The organism is Comamonas antarctica (assembly GCF_013363755.1).
Lineage (GTDB): Bacteria > Pseudomonadota > Gammaproteobacteria > Burkholderiales > Burkholderiaceae_C > Comamonas > Comamonas antarctica.
Map to the genome: position 1 here is coordinate 2557954 of NZ_CP054840.1, position 23927 is coordinate 2581880.

At 64.8% G+C, this 23927-nt stretch carries 8 protein-coding genes and 1 tRNA gene; 4 read left to right on the plus strand and 5 right to left on the minus strand.

The window, feature by feature from the left end:
* Positions 1–18 precede the first annotated feature (18 nt).
* The 4 genes from HUK68_RS11915 to HUK68_RS11930 all read left to right on the plus strand — a co-directional run bounded on the left by HUK68_RS11915 (position 19) and on the right by HUK68_RS11930 (position 3884).
* A complete protein-coding gene (locus HUK68_RS11915; protein WP_244146154.1) occupies positions 19–2355 on the plus strand; it encodes a TonB-dependent siderophore receptor in 2337 nt (778 codons plus the stop codon).
* Positions 2356–2480: 125 nt separating this feature from the next.
* The gene (locus HUK68_RS11920) at positions 2481–2654 is read left to right on the plus strand and encodes a hypothetical protein (protein ID WP_175504343.1); all 174 of its coding nucleotides are present in this window, start codon (positions 2481–2483) and stop codon (positions 2652–2654) included.
* A gap of 88 nt (positions 2655–2742) precedes the next feature.
* Positions 2743–3270, plus strand: a complete 528-nt coding sequence (locus tag HUK68_RS11925; RefSeq protein WP_175504344.1) for a disulfide bond formation protein B — start codon at positions 2743–2745, stop codon at positions 3268–3270.
* A gap of 20 nt (positions 3271–3290) precedes the next feature.
* A complete protein-coding gene (locus HUK68_RS11930; RefSeq protein WP_175504345.1) occupies positions 3291–3884 on the plus strand; it encodes a DsbA family protein in 594 nt (197 codons plus the stop codon).
* 49 nt (positions 3885–3933) lie between these two features.
* Here the strand turns inward: HUK68_RS11930 and HUK68_RS11935 are convergent.
* The 5 genes from HUK68_RS11935 to HUK68_RS11955 all read right to left on the minus strand — a co-directional run bounded on the left by HUK68_RS11935 (position 3934) and on the right by HUK68_RS11955 (position 23914).
* A tRNA-Val gene (locus tag HUK68_RS11935) sits at positions 3934–4010 on the minus strand.
* 70 nt (positions 4011–4080) lie between these two features.
* Positions 4081–6051 (minus strand): bifunctional diguanylate cyclase/phosphodiesterase, encoded by a 1971-nt coding sequence (locus HUK68_RS11940; protein WP_175504346.1) that lies wholly within the window; start codon positions 6049–6051, stop codon positions 4081–4083.
* A gap of 40 nt (positions 6052–6091) precedes the next feature.
* Positions 6092–6808, minus strand: a complete 717-nt coding sequence (locus tag HUK68_RS11945) for a transglutaminase-like cysteine peptidase (protein ID WP_390887786.1) — start codon at positions 6806–6808, stop codon at positions 6092–6094.
* A 160-nt stretch (positions 6809–6968) separates the two neighbouring features.
* Entirely contained in the window at positions 6969–23075 is a 16107-nt protein-coding gene (locus HUK68_RS11950) for a VCBS domain-containing protein (protein ID WP_175504348.1), read from the minus strand.
* Between the two features lie 200 nt (positions 23076–23275).
* Complete coding sequence (locus HUK68_RS11955; RefSeq protein WP_175504349.1) at positions 23276–23914, minus strand: response regulator transcription factor; 639 nt, start codon at positions 23912–23914, stop codon at positions 23276–23278.
* Positions 23915–23927: the final 13 nt, after the last annotated feature.

Below are 23927 nucleotides of genomic sequence, written 5' to 3' on the forward strand. Positions count from 1 at the left end.
TCTCAGGAGCCACTTTCCATGCCGAAGTTTTCGCGCGCAGGTCGTCCCCTGCGCATCGCCGCCCTGTCAATGCTGTGCGCGTCCGCCTGGGCCGCGCCGCTCGCCATCGACCTGCCGGCCCAGCCGCTGGGCGACGCGCTCAAGTCGCTGGCGCGCAGCGCCGGCGTCACCATTGCCGCCGATGGCGCCCTGCTCGCCGGCCGCCAGGCACCCGCGGTGCGCGGCCAGCTCGAACTCTCGGACGGCCTGCGCCAGCTGCTGCGCGGCAGCGGCCTGGAGTTCGTGCAGTCAACGCCGGGCACCTATCTGATCCGCGCGGCGCAGCTCGATGCCGTCACCGTGACGGCCCAGGCCCAGCGCGATGGCGCGACCGAAGGCACGGGCAGCTACGCCCAGACCGGGCCCAGCCGCACCTCCACCGGCCTGAACCTCACGCTGCGCGAGACGCCGCAGTCGGTGAGCGTGATGACGCGCCAGCGCATGGACGACTTCAAGCTCGAGACGCTGACCGATGTCATGGAGCAGACGCCCGGCGTGACCATCGACCGCCAGGGCGACGGCAACAACATCCTGGTGCGCGGCGACAGCGTCAACCTGCAGGTCGATGGCATGCGCCAGATGGCCAGCGGCTGGTATGCGAACACGCAGACGCTTTACACCATGGACGACATGGTGGAAATGGACCGCATCGAAGTGCTCAAGGGCTCGTCGGGCCTGGTCAGCGGCGACGGCAAGTACGGCGGCACCGTGAACATGATCCGCAAGCGCCCGACGCAGGAGTTCAAGGCCAGCGTGGGCGCCGGGGTGGGCAGCTGGGACAGCTACCGGGCCGACGTGGACATCGGCGGTGCGCTCAACGCCAGCGGCAGCATTCGCGGCCGTATCGTGGCCGCGGCCGCCGACGGCAAGGATTTCCGCGACCACGCGAAGCGCAGCAACCAGACGCTGTTCGGCACGCTGGACATCGACCTGAGCGATCGCACGCTGCTCAACGTCGGCTTCACGCAGCGCCACCGCGAGTACTACGGCGCGGGCAGCACCAGCATGATCCAGGCCTATGCCGCCACGGGGCAGTCGCTGGGCCTGCAGCCGCGCTCGTTCAATGTGGGCGCGCCCTGGTCAGGCTACGAGCAGGACTCGCGCACGCTGTTCGCCAGCCTCGAACACCGGTTTGGCAACGGCTGGAGCGCCCGGCTGCGCGCCAGCGACGAAAAAACCGAGCAGCCGTATGGCGAGACCGGCATCTGGTTCACCGGCATCCCGTCCGTGGTGGACATCGGCTGGGCCCGCGACCATGTGAACGACAACACCAGCGTGGCGCTGGACCTGCAGGGCCCGGTGCAGCTGTTCGGCCGCACCCATGAGCTGCTGCTGGGCGCCGACACCATGCGCACCAGCTCCGATACCTATTCGGGCAGCCAGCGCATCAACAACGCCCCTTACGACTATGCGGCGGGCGGAGCCGCCATCGTGCGTCCAGCCGGCCTGGAAAGCATTCCCATGAACAACCACAGCTACTTCAGCTCGCGCCGGCATTCGGCCTACGCCGCCGGCAACTTCAGCCTGGCCGATCCCGTGAAACTGATCGCCGGCGCACGCATCACCAGCTACCAGCAATACGATCTCACGCCCTATGCGTATTCGAATTTCGACATCAAGCGAAGCGATGTCGTCACGCCCTACGCAGGCCTGGTGGTGGATGTGAGCGAGAACATCTCGCTCTACGGCAGCTATGCCAGCATCTTCAAGCCGCAAAGCGCAATGGACGCCCAGGGCCGCTCGCTGGATCCCGAAGAAGGCCAGACGCGCGAGATCGGCGCCAAGGGCGAATTCCTCGACAAGCGCCTCAATGCCAGCCTGGCGTACTTCTGGATGAAGACCGACAACGTGGCAGAAGCCACCGGGCAAGTCACGCCGGACGGCATCAGCATCTACCGTTCGGTTTCGGGCGTGACGCGGCGCGGCTATGAACTGGAACTCTCGGGTGAGCTCGCGCGCGGCTGGCAGGCCCAGGGCAGCTATGTGCAAAACAGCAGCAACCTGGACAGCACGCGCTATCTGCCCAAGAACCAGTTCAAGCTGGGCACCACCTATGCGCTGGGCGCCAGCGGCCTCACGCTGGGCGCGGCCACGCGCTGGCAGAGCCAGACCACGGCCGGCGCGCTGGTCCAGCCGTCGTTCTGGGTCGTCGACCTGATGGCGCGCTACCGCATCAATCGCCAGCTGAGCGTGAGCCTGAACGTGCGCAACGCGTTCGACAAAAGCTACTTCAGCGGCATGCGCGATTTCGGCCGCGTGCAGTACACCTGGGGTGCGCCGCGCAGCGCCAGCGTCAATATGCGCTACGAGTTCTGAAAGTTCATTGCGTTCTCCCTGACTTCGACCGGGCCGCGCAGGCCGGGCCGCGCAGGCCGGGCCGCGCAGGCCGGGCCGCGCAGGCCGAGCCGCGCAGGCCGGGCCGCGCATGGCCCTGTACCAGCATGTCTCCATGCCTTGAGGCGCTCAAGCCGCTGGTGGCTGGCCAGGAACCCATGGTCGATGCCGACCGCGCCCAGGAAGAAGCCGAGAGGGAGTTGGAACTGGAACACGGCATGCGGGCACTCATTGCGGGCGCGCTCTTGCCATCCGGCGAAAGCGCAGCAGCGAGGCCCTGATGGCGCGCGCCGCGCCTTTCGTTCCATGGATGGTGGCGGCTGGGTGGCATCGCCACGCAAGAACCGGCTGCAAAGCCAGAAAAGACCGATGCCTGCCCGCACCTCCCTCTCACAGGCTCACCCCTGCGCCGCGCTCGCAGCCCTTTATGTGGCGGTTGCGCTGGCGGCGGCCTGGATGCTCGAAGTGTTTGCGGGTGCGCCGCCCTGCCATCTGTGCAGCCTGGCACGCATTCCCTACTACCTCGCACTGCTGCCAGCAGCAACTGTGCTGTTGATCAGCACACGGCGTCCATCGGGGCCGCTCATGCATGCCTGCCTTGGCCTCATCGCCATTGCCATGGCGGCGAGTGCCGCGATCTCGCTGTATCACGCGGGAATTCAATGGAATCTATGGGTTGGCCCTGATAGATGCAGTGTGACTAACGACATACTATCGGCGACGACTGCGAACCTCATTGAGCAACTTCAGACCACGCAACTGCCGCGCTGCCAGGAACCTGGTTTCTCCGTGTTCGGGATCTCGCTTGCGGCCTGGAACGTGCTGTTTTCTTCCGTTGCCGCCCTGCTGGCATGGCAGTCCCGCAGGGCGGCGGCTTCCACTCCTTTGACACCATGATCACCAGATTCCTGTTTCTCATGGCCCTGTGGGCCGGCCTCGCCGGCGGCGCCGTGGCCGCTTCGCTCATGGAGCCGGCCGGCGTGCCAGACCGCTTCATCGGCGCCAGCAACGCTCCTTCGACGCTGATCGTCTATACCTCACCCACCTGCGTGCATTGCATCCGTTTCGAGCAGGAACTGCTGCCGCAGATCAAATCCCGGTATGTCGACAGCGGCCGGCTCAGGATTGCCATGCGGCCGATCCTCAACAGCGCCCTGGATGCCACGATCTTGCTGCTGGCCGACGCCCGCGGCAGCGAACACCGCGACGCCATGCTGGCGCATTTGCGCGCCAGGCGTGCGCGGCTGATGGCCGCAAAGGACATGCAGCTGGCGCTGTTTCAAGTCGCCGCGGAAGCCGGCGTGGACCCCGCGGACTTTACCCGTGCGATGCAGGATCAGGCCCGGCTTCAAGCCCTGCAAAGGCTGACCCGGCAGGCCTACGAGGAATTCGGTATCCGGGGCACACCGACACTGTTCCTGGATGGAGCAAAGCTTGAATTCGACGGCAGCATTTCCAGCCTGGCGCGCATACTGGACCATGCATACCGCAGCAAAAGCCCACGCCAATGAAAAAGCCTCTCAGACCGTGGATCTGAAAGGCTTTTTACCAATGGTTATTTGGTAGGCGCGATTGGACTCGAACCAACGACCCCCACCATGTCAAGGTGGTGCTCTAACCAGCTGAGCTACGCGCCTGTCGTTGAAGCCGCAAGTATAGCAGGCCAAATCGAGCGTTTTGGCAAACTGCGCAAGTTTTTGCCGTTTGTCATGCCGAAAGCGTCATCACCTGCTGCGCATGCAGCATGCGCGCGCTCTCGGCGTTCACCGCATCGGTGACCACCACCTGAACGCCCAGCGCCGCCGCGGTCTGCGCCATGGCCTGCAGCAGGCGCAGGCCACCCGGGCTGTGCAGTGCCTGTTCGCAGAAGTCGCCGCCGAGCTTCACATAGCGCAGCGCCAGCGTATGCAGGTGGGCCAGTGCCATGGGCTGCTGGTCCAGCCGGCGCAGCCCCACGGCCACGCCCTCGAGCGCCATCGCGCTGCAGAAGTCGGCGACTTCCTGCGGATAGGCAATCAAGCCGTGGGCATCGAGCTCCAGGCACAGGCGCGAGAGCGCCTGCTGGCCGCGCAGCAGTTCGCGCAGTCGCGGCAGGAAATCGTTTTGCGCGACGGAAGGCAGCGAGATGCGGATCACCAGCTCCGAGTTGGCCTGCTGCTCCACCCAGGCCAGCCCCAGCGCCACCGCGCGCAGATCGAAGACCGCCGACAAGCCCAGCCGCACCGCGACCGGCAGGATCAGCGAGCCGCGCAGCACCTCGCCCGTCCCGGTGCGCAGCATCAGCGAGGCCTCGCTGCGCATCTCCATGCCGGCCGGTCCCTTGAGCGCCAGCGGCTGTATGGCCAGCGACAGCGCCTCGGGCGACTCCAGCGCCTCGGCCAGCATCTCGCGCCACTGCGTCTCGCCGGCGGTGTTCGAGGCGACTTCGTCATCGCCATAGGGCACATACTCGACATCCGCCTGGCCCGAGCTTTCGGAGCGCATCAGCCCATAATCCAGGCGCGACAGCACGCCCGTGACGCTGCTCGACGCCGAATAATCGGTCAGCGCGAAACTCCAGCGGCACCATTGGCCGCCCGCCAGCGTCACGCGCGTGGACAGCAGCACCTCGCGGATCTGCTGCACCAGCGACATCGCCTGCGGCCCGGCAAGCGCCGGCATCAGCACCACGAAGTCCGAGCCGTTGAGGCGCGCCAGCTGCATGCCGCTGCCGGCCTGCGCCTGCAGCACCTGCCCGACCTGCGCGCCCACCGCGGCCAGCCAGGCATCGGCGCCGGCGCGCGTCATCTGGATGTTGAGCGCCAGCAGGTCGCGCTGGCGCATCAGCATCACATGGCCGTGCGCCACCGCGCCATCGGCGCCGCTGAGCGCACGGCGCAATTCGTTGACGAAGTACTTGCGGTTGGGCAGCTGCGTGACGGGGTCGCGGTTGACTTCGAGTTCCAGCGATTCGATGCGTGCCATCTGCTCCATCGAGGTTGCCTGCACGCGCTCGCGCGTGGCGGCAATGGCCTCGATCACCGGCATCAGTTCCTCGACCATGGCCCGGTCCGAGCCGCCCCCAGCGGCCTTCACGCCCTGTCCCGCGTCGATGGATTGCACCTGCGCCGCGATCTCCTGCTGCAGCACGCGGCGGAACCATTGGAGCAGCAGCACCACGAACAGCGCCCACGCCAGGCCCGCGCCCACCACCAGGCTGGCCATGCGCACGCTGCTGCTCCACAGCGCCTCGCGCGCATAGCTGTCGTCGACTTCCAGCGTGAGCTGCCCGACCTGGGTCCAGCCGTCGCTGATCACGCGCTCGGCACGCGCCTGGCGCAGCGGCAGCGCATCGGCAAACCAGCCGGGCGTGCGGTGGCGCGCACGGTCCGCAGCGCCCGACGGGCTGGTTGCGCGCGTGCGCTCGAACAGCGTCTCGCCCTGCGGCGACGCCAGGCGGATGCGCTGGAACTGTCCGCTGTCGAACAGCGCCATCATCAGCAACTCGCGCGTCACCGGGTCCTGGTTCGCGGGCTGCGACAGCGACAACGCCAGCGAGGAGGCCGAGTTCTCGCTCTCGGACTGCAACTGCCCATCGAGGTACTCGCGCGCAGCATCGATGCTGAACACCAGCGTGCCGATCAGGATGGCGACGATGGCCACGGTGACACTCAACAAAAGCTGCTTCAACAAAGACATCGTGCGACCCTCCCGGCGCATCGCGCCCGTCCTCTGCAATTCATGGCAAAAATCCTTCCTGCTGCATGCGCGCCAGCAGATCGCGCCAGCGCGTGATGCGGTCGACCGGCGAGGGCTGCGCGCCCGCCACGTAGACGCCCTGCGCATTGAAGCTGAACACGGGCGTCAGATCGCGGCGCTGGCCCGCGGGCATGATCGCATCGACCATGCTGTCGAGCACCAGCGGCTCGGCCGTCGGCGTGGCGTAGTGGCCCAGCACCATGTGCGCGATGCTCTGCGTGCTGCCCGCGCCGCCCATGCGCGCGCGCACATAGATCATGCGCAGGTTCTCCTCGGCCACGCCCAGGCGCAGCAGCGAGAAATACTTGCCGATCACATAGTCCTCGCAATCGCCCGCGCCGCGGCCCAGCGTCTCGAGTGGCGTCGCCCAGTAGTCGGGCTGGCCCCAAAGAACGCTGTCGTCCGACTGCACCACCGCCCGGTTCCAGAACTGGTTGACCGCTGGCAGCTGCTGCGGCAAGGGTTTGCCGGCTTGCTGCTGCAACATCTCGAGCCACTGCCGCAGCGCCTGCGCGCCCTTGGCGCCGTAGCGCGACTGCATGCTCGACTGCATGCGCGCCGCGTCGAAATCCAGCGCCAGGGCCTTTCTGACCGGCCGCAGCACGCCGACGCCCAGCGCCGCCGCGCCAATGCCAAGCCAAGCCCGGCGCGACAGGCGCGGCGGGCTTGGCAGCAAAGGACAAGGCAAACGGCTCAATGGAAGGACCCGGTGGTGAGCAGGCCTGCATGCAGCGCCTGACGCGATGGCAATACAGCGGTGTGGATAGCGCCTCACTGTAACCAATCGCATCGACATCTGCATGCAATCCCTGCGACTTTCCGGGACCGCAGGGCGGTGTTCACCGCCCTGCCCCGCATCAGCTGTGATCGATCTTCAGCTTGCCCTGGTCGATCAGGTCCTTGATCATGCTGTTCTGGTCATGGCCGGCCGTCGTCAGGTTCACGCCCTCGAGCAGGATCTGCTGGTTGAAGCCGTTGCCATCCGCATCCAGCGCGCCCGCGCTCGACACCTTGATCACGGTGTCGATGGTCTTGCCATCGGCCTCGGTCTTGGTCTCGAGATGCAGGAACTTGCTCAGATCGGTCGACGATTCCTCGCCCTGCAGCAGGTCCGAAAGATCCAGGCTGTCGTTGCCCGACGCGCCGAAGTTCTTGACCACATCGGTGACCGGCTTGGCTGCCGTGCCCGCATCGCCCTGGTGCCAGACAAACAAGTCGTCTTCCGCCGTGCCGAGCAGCGTATCGCTGCCCGAGGTGCCGTGCACTTCGTGGGTGCTGGTGGTATCCACCATCCGTGCGGAGAGCGTGGCCACCGGAGCGCCCGGGCCCGTGGCGCTGAGGGTGATGTCGAGATTCGCATTGGCGGTGTCGCCGTCGGCCTGCGTCAGCTTGTACTCGAAGTGATCGACCTTGCCCGCACCCGCGGCGCTGGCCGTCGGCGTGTAGGTGTAGGAACCATCGCTCTTGAGCACCAGCGTGCCGTAGCTGCCGGTGACGGTGGTGCCGCCCGCCGATGCATCGACCCAGGTCGAGCCGACCTTGACCGAGACCGTCGACGTCTCACCCAGCGTGCCGAGCGTGTCGTTGGCGGTGACCGAGCCGTTGATGGCTGTCGTGCTCCACTCGATCGAGGACGTGGCAGGGACATTGGCCTGGAAGTCGTCGAGGCCGATTGCGGCGCTACCTGTGCCCCAACCGATGTTGTCTTCCACGGTGAAGACGATGCGATAGCTGGCATTGGCTTCGAGCGCACCGGTAATGATGGTGCCCGACGATGTGATGTCACCGCGTTGCACGGGCTGCGAAGACCAGGTCGTGCCGCCGTCGGCGCTCTTGTACAGCTGCCAATTGGCAATGTCGAAGTAGCTGCTGAAGTTGCTGAAGCCGGTGACTCGGAACTGCAGCGTGGTGCCATCGACCGTCGGTGAATACACCGGCGTCACGAGCTGCGCATCGCCCGAACTGCTGTCGTTGTTGTCGCGCAGTATCAGCGCGTTGCCGCTGGTCTGCGCATCGAGCGTCGTCCCCTGGAGCGAAGTCGACAACCATTTGCCCAGGTCCGTCTTCAGTACCGCGGTGCTCGACAGCTCGACCCTGTCCTTGTCCACCGTGGTGGCGCTCGTGAAACGCCAGGCGGTTGTCTCGTTGTTGGAGAACGCCGCCAGCGTGTCTTGCTTGGCCGCAGTCGTCACCGTACGCGAAGTCAACGCCGCAGTCGCGGTATCGTCGTTCGCCACCGGCACGCCATGGTAGACATACGTCGCATCCGCCGTGCTGGCGCCATCCGATGCGGTGGCCACGACCTTGATATCGCCCACGGTCACATTCTCGGGCACGGTCATGTTGAGGCCGGTGATCGTGACGGCCTTGGTCGTGGCATCCACCGACACCGAGTAGCTGCCGCTGCTGGTCAGCGGCACCGACCAGTGCGTGGCATCGATCTGCGTGCCCGCCGACAGCGTCACGCCGACCGGCACTTCCACGACCACCTTGCTGATCGTCTCCGAGAAATCGATGTCGCGCGGATCGGCCGTGATGGTCAGCGGATAGGTGGTGGCCGTGGTGTAGGTCACCTTGTGCACCAGATAGTCGTCGCCATTGCGCGGCGCGTCGAACACGATCTTGCCGATGGTCGTGCCCACGGGCGCGGTCAGCGAGAACTGCTCCTCGACGGTATCGGTCTTGCCCTGCACCACGGCGGTCTTGATCAGGTTGCCGGCTTCGTCATACATCTTGTAGCGTGCCTGCTCGCCCGAGGCCAGCCAGGCGAACTGCACGGTGATCTTCGTGACCGGCACCTTGAAGGCCACGGTCAGCGATTCGGAAACCGTGCCGTTGCCCGCGAGTTCGGTCGAAGCCGCGCCGGTGTTGCTCGAGACATTGCCGCTCACGCCAAAACCGTCATGGTCCGTGCCCGTGACGATGCTGACCGTGCCCTTGCTGCCATCGGCATTGTTGGCGGTCACCGTATGGCCGGTGTTGGTGGTCGATACCGTCGCGGTATTGATCACCGTCGTCACCGGGTTCGAGCCCGCGCCCACGCTCAGGCTCACCGTCGGCGTGTCGGCCACCGGCGTGACGGTGATGGTGCCCGTGGCAGTGCTGGTCGAGACCTGGCCCAGGTTGTCCTTCGCGCTGTAGTTGAAGCTGGTCGTGCCGCTCCAGTCCTGCGTTGGTTTGAAGTAGATCGTCGCGCCGTTGCTGGTCGCGGTGATCACATCCTTGGTCGTCAGCACCTGGGTGCCCGCAGCATCCTTGTAGAGCGTTCCATTGGCCGCCAGGCTGGTGAGCTGGAAGCTGACCACGGTGCCGTCCGCATCGGAGCCACGCAGCGCGATGGCCACGGTGTTGTCTTCGGGCGCCGTGCCCGTGACCGCCTGGGCCACGGGAGCCTCGTTGGTGCCGGTGATTTCGACCGTGATGGTCTTTTCCGCCGTACCGCCCTTGCCGTCGTTGACCGTCACGGTGATGGTATCGGACACCTTCTGGCCTTCGGTCAGTGCCTGCACCTTGGCGCTGGCGTTGTCCAGCACATAGGTCCACTTGCCTGTGGCATCGACGGTGAAGCTGCCGTACTGGCCCTTGCCACTGTTGTTCACGGACCAGGTGTGCGTGTCCTTGAGATCGACATCGGTCACGCTCAATTGGCCCGACACGGTGGTCGTGACATCTTCCTTGACCGCGCCGGTGACGGTGCCGCTGAGCGTCGGAATGTCGTTGGCCCCGGTGATGGTGATGGCGATGGTGGTCGAGGCCGTGCCATCCTTGCTGGTGACGGTATAGGTCTCGACCAGCTTCTCGCCGGCTTGCAGGTACTGGACCTTGCTGTTGTCCACCGAGTAGCTGTAGGTGCCGTCGGTGTTGAACACCAGCGTACCCAGCGCCGTGCCCGTGCCGTTGTACACGGCGCCGGCCTTGAAGCTGCTCTCGCCCGTGTCGGTATCGGCGATGCTCACCGATCCCGAAGTGACCAGCCTGCCGCCGACCACGCCCACGTCCTCCGTCACCGCGGCGACGCCCGTGCCCAGCGTGGGCACGTCGTTGGTGCCGTTGATGGTGATCACGACATTGGCCTTGGTGCCATCGGCCGTGCTCACTTCGCGGGTCTCGGTCAGCGTCTGGCCTGCGCCCAGCGCCTGCACGGCCGGGTTGGCGTTGTTGAGCGTATAGGTCCAGGTGCCGTTGCTGCCGATGGTGAACTGGCCGTAGGTGGTCGTCACGTTCTGCGCCACGAACACCGCCTGGCCCGCATCGGGGTCCACCACATCGAGCTTGCCGCCCGTGGTGAGCGTACCGTCTTCGGTAACGCTGCCCTTGTCGGAGCCGGGGGTGGCCGGCGAGATGATCGCGCCATCATCGGCACCGTTGATGGTGATCTTGATGGTCGTGGTCGCCGAGCCGTCGCTGCTGGTGACCGTGTAGGTCTCCACCACCGATTCGCCGGTCTTGAGGTACTGGACCTTGCTGTTGTCGACCGAGTAGCTGTAGGTGCCATTGGTGTTGAACACCAGCGTGCCCAGCGCCGTGCCGCTGCCGCCATAGACCGCGCCGGCCTTGAAGCTGCTCTGGCCCGCATCCACGTCCGAGATCGAGACCGAGCCCGAAGCCAGCAGCTTGCCGCCGACCACGTTCACGTCCTCCGTCACCGCGGACACGCCCGTGCCCAGCGTGGGCACGTCGTTAGTGCCGTTGATGGTGATCACGACATTGGCCTTGGTGCCATCGGCCGTGCTCACTTCGCGGGTTTCGGTCAGCGTCTGGCCCGCGCCCAGCGCCTGCACAGCCGGGTTGGCGTTGTTCAGCGTATAGGTCCAGGTGCCATTGCTGCCGATCGTGAACTGGCCGTAGGTGGTCGTCACGTTCTGCGCCACGAACACCGCCTGGCCCGCATCGGGGTCCACCACATCGAGCTTGCCGCCCGTGGTGAGCGTACCGTCTTCGGTGACGCTGCCCTTGTCGGAGCCGGGGGTGGCCGGCGAGATGATCGCGCCATCATCGGCACCGTTGATGGTGATCTTGATGGTCGTGGTCGCCGAACCGTCGCTGCTGGTGACCGTGTAGGTCTCCACCACCGATTCGCCGGTCTTGAGGTACTGGACCTTGCTGTTGTCGACCGAGTAGCTGTAGGTGCCGTTGGTGTTGAACACCAGCGTGCCCAGCGCCGTGCCGCTGCCGCCGTAGACCGCGCCGGCCTTGAAGCTGCTCTGGCCCGCATCCACATCCGAGATCGAGACCGAGCCCGAAGCCAGCAGCTTGCCGCCGACCACGTTCACGTCCTCCGTCACCGCCGACACGCCCGTGCCCAGCGTGGGCACGTCGTTGGTGCCGTTGATGGTGATCACGACATTGGCCTTGGTGCCATCGGCCGTGCTCACTTCGCGGGTCTCGGTCAGCGTCTGGCCTGCGCCCAGCGCCTGCACGGCCGGGTTGGCGTTGTTCAGCGTATAGGTCCAGGTGCCGTTGCTGCCGATGGTGAACTGGCCGTAGGTGGTCGTCACGTTCTGCGCCACGAACACCGCCTGGCCCGCATCCGGGTCCACCACATCGAGCTTGCCGCCCGTGGTGAGCGTGCCGTCTTCGGTGACGCTGCCCTTGTCGGAGCCGGGGGTGGCTGGCGAGATGATCGCGCCATCATCGGCACCGTTGATGGTGATCTTGATGGTCGTGGTCGCCGAGCCGTCGCTGCTGGTGACCGTGTAGGTCTCCACCACCGATTCGCCGGTCTTGAGGTACTGGACCTTGCTGTTGTCGACTGAGTAGCTGTAGGTGCCGTTGGTGTTGAACACCAGCGTGCCCAGCGCCGTGCCGCTGCCGCCATAGACCGCGCCGGCCTTGAAGCTGCTCTGGCCCGCATCCACGTCCGAGATCGAGACCGAGCCCGAAGCCAGCAGCTTGCCGCCGACCACGTTCACGTCCTCCGTCACCGCGGACACGCCCGTGCCCAGCGTGGGCACGTCGTTGGTGCCGTTGATGGTGATCACGACATTGGCCTTGGTGCCATCGGCCGTGCTCACTTCGCGGGTCTCGGTCAGCGTCTGGCCCGCGCCCAGCGCCTGCACGGCCGGGTTGGCGTTGTTCAGCGTATAGGTCCAGGTGCCATTGCTGCCGATGGTGAACTGGCCATAGGTGGTCGTCACGTTCTGCGCCACGAACACCGCCTGGCCCGCATCGGGATCCACCACATCGAGCTTGCCGCCCGTGGTGAGCGTGCCGTCCTCGGTGACGCTGCCCTTGTCGGAGCCGGGGGTGGCCGGCGTGACCACGGCGCCCGAATCCTGGCCCTGGATGCGGATGACGATGGTGCTGGTCCTGGTCTGATCGAAGCTGGTGACCGTATAGGTCTCGACCACGGACTCGCCGCTCTTCAGGTACGCCACCTTGCTGTTGTCGACCGAGTAGCTGTAGGAGCCATCGGCATTGAAGGTCAGCGTGCCCAGAGCGGTGTTGGCGTTGGCGACCGGGCCGTCGACCCTGGTCAGCACGGCGCCCGTCTGGAACCGGGCTTCGCCGGCATCGGCATCGGTGATGGTCAGCGCGCCGATCGCCGTCAGCACGCCACCGGCCGCGTTCGGATTCTCGGTGATGGTCCTGTCCGCCTGGCTCAGCTGCGGCAGGTCGTTGGTGCCGGTAATCGTCACATTGACCTGAGCCAGCGTGCCGTCCGCCGTGCGCACGGTCACCGTCTCGGTCAGCGTCTGGCCTTCGCGCAGTTGCTGGATGACCGGGTCGTTGTTGTTCAGGCGGTAGTTCCAGTTGCCATCGTTGGTGATGGTGAACTTGCCGTACTGCACCGCCACATCGCGCTGTTCGACGAAATAGGACTGGTTGGCATCGGCATCGGTCACGTTCAGCTTGCCGCTGGCATCGGTCGTGACGTCCTCCTTCAGCGTTGCGGTGTTGTTGCCGGTGACGACCGCGCCATCGTTGGCGCCGTTGATGGTGACCGTGATCTGCTGGGTCTTGGTGCCGCCATTGCCATCATTGACCGTGACGGTGATGGTGTCGCTGACCTGCTGGTTCGCCACCAGTGCCTGGACGGCGGCGCTGTCGTTGTCCAATGCGTAGGTCCACTTGCCGGTGCCGTCCACCGTGAAAGAGCCGTACTGGCCCGCGCCATTGTTGTTGACGGACCAGGTATGGGTGTCGTTGGTGTCGACGTCGGACACGGTCAACTGGCCGTCGATGCGTGTGACGCCGTCTTCGGTGACGGTGCCGGTGCTGACGCCGCTGATCGTCGGCGCGTCGTTGTTGCCCTGGATGGTGATCGTGACGCTGGTCTTGCTGCCATCGGCGGTGGTCACTTGCACCACCTCGCTCATGGTCTCGCCCTTGCCCAGTGCTTGCACGTCGGCGTTGGTGTTGTTCAGCGCATAGGTCCAGTTGCCATTGGCATCGATGGTGAACGTGCCATAGGTTGTGGCTACGCCGGTCTGCGCCACAAAGCTCGACTGACCCGCATCGGCATCGACCACGGTCAGCTTGCCGGTCGTCGTCAAAGACAGATCCTCGGTGACCGTGCCCGTAGCGGCGCCGGTGATCACCGGAGCGTCGTTGGCGCCATTGATTGTGACCGTGATCTGCTGGGTGTCGGTGCCGCCATTGCCATCATCAACCGTGACGGTGATGGTGTCGCTGACGCTCTGGCCGGCAGTCAGCGCCTGCACTGCGGCGCTGGAGTTGTCGAGGGTGTAGGTCCACTTGCCGGTGTTGTCCACCGTGAAGCTGCCGTACTGGCCCGCGCCATTGTTATTCACGCTCCAGGTGTGGCTATCCGTCGAGTCCACATCCGAGACAGCCAGCTGGCCGTCAATGGTAGTGGTGCCATCTTCGGTCACCGTACCCGTGCTGGTGCCAGAGATCGTTGGCTCATCGTTATTACCGGTGATGGTGATCGTGACGCTGGTCTTGGTGCCATCGGCCGTAAACACTTCGCGCACTTCGGTCAGCGTCTTGCCCTGGCCCAGTGCCTGGACAGTGGCATTGGCATTGTCCAGCGCATAGGTCCAGTTGCCGTTGGCGTCGATGGTGAACGTGCCATAGGTCATCGGCGCATCGGTCTGCGCCACGAACGACGACTGACCCGCATCAGCATCGACCACGGTCAGCTTGCCAGTGGCTGTCAGAGCCAAGTCTTCGGTGACGGCGCCCGTAGCAGCGCCGGTGATCACCGGCGCGTCGTTGGCGCCATTGATCGTGACCGTGATCTGCTGGGTGTCGGTGCCGCCATTGCCGTCATCAACTGTGACGGTGATGGTGTCGCTGACGCTCTGGCCGGCGATCAGGGCCTGCACTGCGGCGCTGGAATTGTCGAGGGTGTAAGTCCACTTGCCGGTGTTGTCCACCGTGAAGCTGCCGTACTGGCCAGCACCATTGTTGTTGACCGACCAGGTGTGGCTGTCCGTCGAGTCCACATCGGACACCGCCAGTTGGCCGTCAATGGTCGTGGTGCTATCTTCGGTGACTGCACCGGTGCTCACACCGCTGATCGTCGGCTCGTCGTTATTGCCGGTGATGGTGATCGTGACGCTGGTCTTGGTGCCATCGGCCGTGAACACTTCACGCACTTCGGTCAGCGTCTTGCCCTGGCCCAGTGCCTGGACAGTGGCGTTGGTGTTGTCCAGCGCATAGGTCCAGTTGCCATTGGCGTCGATGGTGAAGGTGCCATAGGTCATGGCTTCGCCGGTCTGCGCCACAAAGCTGGACTGACCCGCATCGGCATCGACCACGGTGAGTTTGCCGGTGGCTGTCAGAGCCAGGTCTTCGGTGACGGCGCCGGTGGCGGCGCCCGTGATCACCGGAGCGTCGTTCGCGCCATTGATCGTGACCGTGATCAGTTGGGTATCCGTGCCGCCATTGCCATCATTGACCGTGACGGTAATGGTATCGCTGACGCTCTGTCCGGCGATCAGGGCCTGCACTGCGGCGCTGGAGTTGTCGAGGGTGTAGGTCCACTTGCCGGTGTTGTCCACAGAGAAGCTGCCGTACTGGCCCGCACCATTGTTGTTCACGCTCCAGGTGTGGCTGTCCGTCGAGTCCACATCGGACACCGCCAGCTGGCCATCGATGGTGGTGGTGCCATCTTCGGTCACCGTACCCGTGCTGGTGCCCGAGATCGTCGGCTCGTCGTTATTGCCCGTGATGGTGATCGTGACGCTGGTCTTGGTGCCATCGGCCGTAAACACTTCGCGCACTTCGGTCAGCGTCTTGCCCTGGCCCAGTGCCTGGACGGTGGCATTGGCATTGTCCAGCGCATAGGTCCAGTTGCCGTTGGCGTCGATGGTGAAGGTGCCATAGGTCATGGCTTCGCCGGTCTGCGCCACAAAGCTGGACTGGCCCGCATCGGCATCGACCACGGTCAGCTTGCCGGTGGCCGTCAACGCCAGGTCTTCGGTGACGGCGCCGGTGGCGGCGCCCGTGATCACCGGCGCGTCATTCGCGCCATTGATCGTGACCGTGATCTGCTGGGTGTCGGTGCCGCCATTGCCATCATCAACCGTGACGGTGATGGTGTCGCTGACGCTCTGGCCGGCAGTCAGCGCCTGCACTGCGGCGCTGGAGTTGTCGAGGGTGTAGGTCCACTTGCCGGTGTTGTCCACCGTGAAGCTGCCGTACTGGCCCGCGCCATTGTTATTCACGCTCCAGGTATGGGTGTCGGTGGAGTCCACATCCGCCACGGCCAGCTGGCCGTCAATGGTCGTCGTACCGTCTTCGGTCACCGCACCGGTGCTGGTGCCAGAGATGGTTGGCTCGTCGTTATTGCCGGTGATGGTGATGGTGACGCTGGTCTTGGTACCGTCGGCCGTGAACACCTCACGCACTTCGGTCAGCGTCTTGCCCTGGCCCAGTGCCTGGACAGTGGCGTTGGTGTTGTCCAGCGCATAGGTCCAGTTGCCATTGGCGTCGATGGTGAAGGTGCCATAGGTCATCGCTTCGCCGGTCTGCGCCACAAAGCTGGACTGACCCGCATCGGCATCGACCACGGTGAGTTTGCCGGTGGCTGTCAGAGCCAGGTCTTCGGTGACGGCGCCGGTGGCGGCGCCCGTGATCACCGGAGCGTCGTTCGCGCCATTGATCGTGACCGTGATCAGTTGGGTATCCGTGCCGCCATTGCCATCATTGACCGTGACGGTGATGGTGTCGCTGACGCTCTGGCCGGCAATCAGTGCCTGCACTGCAGCGCTGGAGTTATCGAGGGTGTAAGTCCACTTGCCGGTGTTGTCCACCGAGAAGCTGCCGTACTGGCCCGCGCCATTGTTATTCACGCTCCAGGTGTGGCTGTCCGTCGAGTCCACATCGGACACCGCCAGCTGGCCATCGATGGTGGTGGTGCCATCTTCGGTCACCGTACCCGTGCTGGTGCCCGAGATCGTCGGCTCGTCGTTATTGCCCGTGATGGTGATCGTGACGCTGGTCTTGGTGCCATCGGCCGTGAACACCTCACGCACTTCGGTCAGCGTCTTGCCCTGGCCCAGCGCCTGGACGGTGGCGTTGGCATTGTCCAGCGCATAGGTCCAGTTGCCATTGGCATTGATGGTGAAGGTGCCATAGGTCATGGCTTCGCCGGTCTGCGCAACAAAGCTGGACTGGCCGGCATCGGCATCGACCACGGTTAGTTTGCCGGTGGCTGTCAGAGACAGGTCTTCGGTGACCGCGCCGGTGGCGGCGCCGGTGATTGAGGGCGCGTCATCGGCGCCATTGATGGTGATGGTGATGGTCGTGCTGGCCGAGCCGTCGAGGCTGGTGACGGTATAGGTCTCAACGACCGAATCGCCAGTCTTGAGATATTGCACCGCGCTGTTGTCGACCGAATAGCTGTAGCTGCCATCGGTGTTGAACACCAGCGTGCCCAATGCCGTGCCCGAGCCGGTAAACACTGCGGTCGGTTGGAAGCTGCTCTGACCCGCATCGATATCGCTGATCGACACCGCACCCGAAGTCACAAGCTTGCCGTTCACGACGGCCACATCTTCCGTGACCGAACCCACACCGGTGCCCAGGGTCGGCACATCATTCGTGCCATTGATGGTGATCACCACATTGGCTGTCGTGCCGTCGGCCGTGCGCACTTCACGCGTTTCGGTCAGGCTCTGGCCCGCGCCCAGGGCCTGAACAGCCGGGTTGGCGTTGTTCAGCGCGTAGGTCCAGGTGCCATCGGTGCCAATGGTGAACTGGCCATAGGTCGTCGCCACATTCTGCGCAACGAACACGGCCTGGCCCGCATCGGGATCAGTCACATTGAGCTTGCCGCCCGCCGTCAACTGGCCGTCTTCGGTAACGGAACCCAGATCGGAGCCTGGAGTTGCCGGGACGATCACCGCGCCGTCATCGGCGCCATTGATCGTGATGGTGATGGTCGTGCTGGCCGAGCCATCGAGGCTGGTGACGGTGTAGGTCTCAACGACCGAATCACCGGTCTTGAGATATTGCACCGCGCTGTTGTCGACCGAGTAGCTATAGCTGCCATCGGTGTTGAACACCAGCGTGCCCAGTGCTGTGCCGGTGCCATTGAAAACGGCATTGGGTTGGAAGCTGCTCTGACCCGCATCGATATCGCTGATCGACACCAAGCCCGACGTGACGAGCTGACCATTGGTCACCGCCACATCTTCCGTGACAGAACCCACACCCGTGCCCAGGGTCGGCACATCATTCGTGCCATTGATGGTGATCACCACATTGGCCGCCGTGCCGTCGGCGGTGCGCACTTCACGTGTCTCGGTCAGGGTCTGGCCCGCGCCCAGCGCCTGAACAGCCGGGTTGGCGTTGTCCAGCGCATAGGTCCAGGTGCCATCGGTGCCGATGGTGAACTGGCCATAGGTCGTCGCCACATTCTGCGCAACAAACACGGCCTGGCCCGCATCGGGATCGGTCACATTGAGCTTGCCGCCCGCCGTCAGCTGGCCATCTTCGGTCACCGAACCCAGATCGGAGCCGGGCGTGGCCGGAACGATCACCGCGCCGTCATCGGCGCCATTGATCGTGATGGTGATGGTCGTGCTGGCCGAGCCGTCGAGGCTGGTAACGGTGTAGGTCTCAACGACCGAATCACCGGTCTTGAGGTATTGCACCGCGCTGTTGTCGACCGAGTAGCTATAGCTGCCATCGGTGTTGAACACCAGCGTGCCCAGTGCTGTGCCGGTGCCGTTGAAAACGGCATTGGACTGGAAACTGCTCTGGCCGGCATCGATATCTGCAATCGATACGGAGCCCGAAGTCACGAGTTGGCCGTTCACGACGGCCACATCTTCCGTGACCGAACCCACACCCGTGCCCAGCGTAGGCACATCATTCGTGCCATTGATGGTGATCACCACATTGGCCGTCGTGCCGTCGGCGGTGCGCACTTCACGCGTTTCGGTCAGGGTCTGGCCCGCGCCCAGGGCCTGCACAGCCGGGTTGGCGTTGTTCAGCGCGTAGGTCCAAGTGCCATCGGTGCCGATGGTGAACTGGCCATAGGTCGTCGCCACATTCTGCGCAACGAACACGGCCTGGCCCGCATCGGGATCGGTCACATTGAGCTTGCCGCCCGCCGTCAACTGACCGTCTTCGGTGACGGAACCCAAGTCGGAGCCGGGCGTGGCCGGAACGATCACCGCGCCGTCATCGGCGCCATTGATGGTGATGGTGATGGTCGTGCGGGCCGAGCCGTCAAGGCTGGTGACGGTGTAGGTCTCAACGACCGAATCGCCAGTCTTGAGGTATTGCACCGCGCTGTTGTCGACCGAGTAGCTATAGCTGCCATCGGTGTTGAACACCAGCGTGCCCAGTGCCGTGCCCGAGCCGGTAAACACTGCGGTCGGCTGGAAGCTGTTCTGGCCCGCGTCGATATCGCTGATCGACACCACGCCCGAAGTCACGAGCTGGCCGTTCACGACAGCCACATCTTCCGTGACCGAACCCACACCGGTGCCCAGGGTCGGCACATCATTCGTGCCATTGATGGTGATCACCACATTGGCCGTCGTGCCGTCGGCGGTGCGCACTTCGCGCGTCTCGGTCAGGGTCTGGCCAGCGCCCAGTGCCTGAACAGCCGGGTTGGCGTTGTCCAGCGCATAGGTCCACGTGCCATCGGTGCCGATGGTGAACTGGCCATAGGTCGTCGCCACATTCTGCGCAACGAACACGGCCTGGCCCGCATCGGGGTCGGTCACATTGAGCTTGCCGCCCGCCGTCAGCTGGCCGTCTTCGGTGACGGAACCCAGATCGGAACCCGGAGTTGCCGGCGCAATCACCGCGCCGTCATCGGCGCCATTGATCGTGATGGTAATGGTCGTGCTGGCCGAGCCGTCGAGGCTGGTAACGGTATAGGTCTCAACGACCGAATCGCCGGTCTTCAGGTATTGCACCGCGCTGTTGTCGACCGAGTAGCTGTACGTGCCGTCGGTATTGAACACCAGCGTGCCCAGTGCTGTGCCGGTGCCGTTGAAAACGGCATTGGGGTGGAAGCTGCTCTGACCCGCATCGATATCGCTGATCGACACCACGCCCGACGTGACGAGCTGACCATTGGTCACCGCCACATCTTCCGTGACAGAACCCACACCGGTGCCCAGGGTCGGCACATCATTTGTGCCATTGATGGTGATCACCACATTGGCCGTCGTGCCGTCGGCGGTGCGCACTTCACGCGTTTCAGTCAGGGTCTGACCCGCGCCCAGTGCCTGCACAGCCGGGTTGGCGTTGTTCAGCGCATAGGTCCAGGTGCCATCGGTGCCGATGGTGAACTGGCCATAGGCCGTCGTCACATTCTGCGCAACGAACACCGCCTGGCCCGCATCGGGGTCGGTCACATTGAGCTTGCCGCCCGCCGTCAACTGGCCGTCTTCGGTAACGGAACCGAGATCGGAACCCGGAGTTGCCGGCGCAATCACCGCGCCGTCATCGGCGCCATTGATGGTGATGGTGATGGTCGTGCTGGCCGAGCCATCAAGGCTGGTGACGGTGTAAGTTTCAACGACCGAATCGCCGGTCTTGAGATATTGCACCGCGCTGTTGTCGACCGAGTAGCTGTAGCTGCCATCGGTGTTGAACACCAGTGTGCCCAATGCCGTGCCCGAGCCGGTAAACACTGCGGTCGGCTGGAAGCTGCTCTGGCCCGCATCGATATCGCTGATCGACACCGAACCCGAGGTCACCAACTGACCATTGGCCACTGCCACATCTTCGGTCACCGAACCAACACCGGTGCCCAGCGTCGGCACATCATTCGTGCCATTGATGGTGATCACCACATTGGCTGTCGTGCCGTCGGCGGTGCGCACTTCGCGCGTCTCGGTCAGGGTCTGGCCAGCGCCCAGGGCCTGCACAGCCGGGTTGGCGTTGTTCAGCGCGTAGGTCCAAGTGCCATCGGTGCCAATGGTGAACTGGCCATAAGTGGTCGCCACATTCTGCGCAACGAACACGGCCTGGCCCGCATCGGGATCGGTCACATTGAGCTTGCCACCCGCCGTCAACTGGCCGTCTTCGGTAACGGAACCCAGATCGGAGCCCGGCGTGGCCGGAACGATCACCGCGCCGTCATCGGCGCCATTGATGGTGATGGTGATGGTCGTGCTGGCCGAGCCGTCGAGGCTGGTGACGGTATAGGTCTCAACGACCGAATCGCCAGTCTTGAGATATTGCACCGCGCTGTTGTCGACCGAATAGCTGTAGGTGCCATCGGTGTTGAACACCAGCGTGCCCAATGCCGTGCCCGAGCCGGTAAACACTGCGGTCGGCTGGAAGCTGTTCTGGCCCGCATCGATATCGCTGATCGACACCGCACCCGAAGTCACGAGCTGGCCGTTCACGACAGCCACATCTTCCGTGACAGAACCCACACCGGTGCCCAGGGTCGGCACATCATTCGTGCCATTGATGGTGATCACCACATTGGCCATCGTGCCGTCGGCGGTGCGCACTTCACGCGTCTCGGTCAGGGTCTGGCCCGCGCCCAGTGCCTGCACAGCCGGGTTGGCGTTGTTCAGCGCATAGGTCCAGGTGCCATCGGTGCCGATGGTGAACTGGCCATAGGTCGTCGTCACATTCTGCGCAACGAACACGGCCTGGCCCGCATCGGGGTCGGTCACATTGAGCTTGCCGCCCGCCGTCAGTTGGCCGTCTTCGGTAACGGAACCCAGATCCGAGCCTGGAGTTGCCGGAACGATCACCGCGCCGTCATCGGCGCCATTGATGGTGATGGTGATGGTCGTGCGGGCCGAGCCGTCAAGGCTGGTGACGGTGTAGGTTTCAACGACCGAATCGCCAGTCTTGAGGTATTGCACCGCGCTGTTGTCGACCGAGTAGCTATAGCTGCCATCGGTGTTGAACACCAGCGTGCCCAATGCCGTGCCCGAGCCGGTAAACACTGCGGTCGGTTGGAAGCTGCTCTGACCCGCATCGATATCGCTGATCGACACCAAGCCCGACGTGACGAGCTGACCATTGGTCACCGCCACATCTTCCGTGACAGAACCCACACCCGTGCCCAGGGTCGGCACATCATTCGTGCCATTGATGGTGATCACCACATTGGCCGCCGTGCCGTCGGCGGTGCGCACTTCGCGCGTCTCGGTCAGGGTCTGGCCCGCCCCCAGCGCCTGAACAGCCGGGTTGGCGTTGTCCAGCGCATAGGTCCAGGTGCCATCGGTGCCGATGGTGAACTGGCCATAGGTCGTCGCCACATTCTGCGCAACAAACACGGCCTGGCCCGCATCGGGGTCGGTCACATTGAGCTTGCCGCCCGCCGTCAGCTGGCCGTCTTCGGTAACGGAACCCAGATCGGAGCCCGGCGTGGCCGGCGTGATGACCGCGCCGTCGTCCGCACCCTCGATGATCACGGTGACGGTCTGCGTGGCCGTGCCGCCATGGCCGTCGTTCACGGTGACGGTGATGGTGTCGGCAAGCTGCTCGCCCGCCTTCAGGCCCTGCACATCGGGATTGCCGGCGCCTGGCACATAGGTCCAGCGGCCCGACTGGTCGACGGTGAAATTGCCGTACTGGCCCTGGCCGCCGTTCTCCACGGTCCAGGTGTGGGTGTCGCTGGCGTCGACATCGGTCACCACCAGCTGGCCAGTGACCGGCGTGGTCTGGTCTTCCGATACCTCCAGCGAGATCTGGCCCGACAGCACGGGCGCATCGTTGGTGCCGACGATGGTGATCGTCAGGCTGCTCGACGAGCTCACGCCATTGGCATCGACCAGGGTGTAGGTGAAGCTTTCCGTGACGGTTTCGCCCTCGGCCAGCGATTGCACCGCCGTCAGGCCGTTGTCGAGTTGGTAGCTGTAGCTGCCATCGGCGTTCAGCGTGAGCTGGCCGTATTGGCCCTGGCCGTTGCCCGCCAGCACCACCTGGTGCTGGGCCTGCGAACCCGTGCCCAGCGTGTCGTTGGCCAGCACATTGCCGGTCAGCGGCTGGGCCGCATCTTCAAGGGTCGAGCCCGCATCGGCATTCGCCTGGGGGATGGCAGGAGCAGGTTCGGCCACCGGTGGTGTGGCGTCGAGCGCCACGCCTGCGCCGCTGAACTGCTGCAGCTCGGGCGTGGGGGTCGCCACGTTGTCGTAGGCAATCGCCAGCGGCACGGTGTTTTCCAGGATGCCGGCCAGGCGCACGAAGGTGCTGCCGCCTTCACTGCCGCCCGTCAGACCGGCAGCCGTGGGATCGAGGTCGGCAAACGGATCCTGGCCGGCGTTGATGGCGGCAAGGATCTGGTCGATTTCCGTGGGCACCGGCGGTGCGACCGCGGCTTCCTGCGGCTGCGGCGGGTTGACCAGATCGGCCGTGAGCAGCAGTTCCTGGTTCTCGCCGATGATCAGCGGCGGCTGGCCGTCGGCCTGCAACTGCACCGAGCCGCCAGACGAGGTGACGATCACCGCGTCGGCCGGAATGCGCATGCCTTCGTGGATGGGAGTCAGGCTGCCATCGGTGCCCCGGATCCAGGCTTGCCCGGTGAGTTGCGTGACGAGAACGGTTTGTGCTGCGGCCATGGTGCTCTGAAACTCCAGTCAGGGGGAGAGGAAGCGCCAGACGGTCTTCCTCCAATAATTGCAACAGATAGTAGGGATTGGTTGGGAGCTGGGCTATTGGCGCCAAAGCCAATACGCCCAGGTTTTCGGCGTGCGGAAATAAAAAAACCCCGGTCCTGCAGCGGCGGGACCTGGGTTCGGTAGATACAAGCGAGGCGCGCTCAGGCCGGCTGCGGACGGCCTATGCCGTGGACCTTGAGCGCCAGCATCAGCCGGTCTTCGACCTGCAGCTTCTCGAAGACCGCCGACAGGTGGGCGCGCACCGTGCGTTCGCTGATCGACATGCGTTCGGCGATCTGCGCATTGCTCTCGCCCAGCGAGGCATAGCGCGCCACCTCCTGCTCGCGCGGCGACAGCGCCTGCGCCCAGTGGTCTCCGGGCTCGGGCAGGCGGGCGTCGACATCGCGCAGCAGGCGCTGCAGCAGCGAGCGCCCCAGCCAGATATTGCCGCCCGCCAGGCTCTGCAGCATCTGCGCCAGCACCTCGGCGCCCGACTGTGCATGGGCGTAGCCGCTGGCGCCCTTGGCCAACAGCTGCCGGCCCTCGTCGTCGCTCGGACGGTTGCTCAGCACCAGCACCTTGGCGTCTTGCAGCAGGCCGCTCCATGCGGCGTCGCCGCTGGCCGGCAGTTGCGGCAAGGCCGCATCGAGCACGACCAGGCTGCGGCCCTGCTGCTTCCAACGTTGCAGATCGGCGAGGCCCTGGCCACGCGCCGGCAGCCACTGCGGGCCTGCAATCCGCTGCCAGGCTTGCCACAACGCGGCGTCCTGGGTCAGCATCAATACCGGCAATGCATTCATACGATTTTCTTGC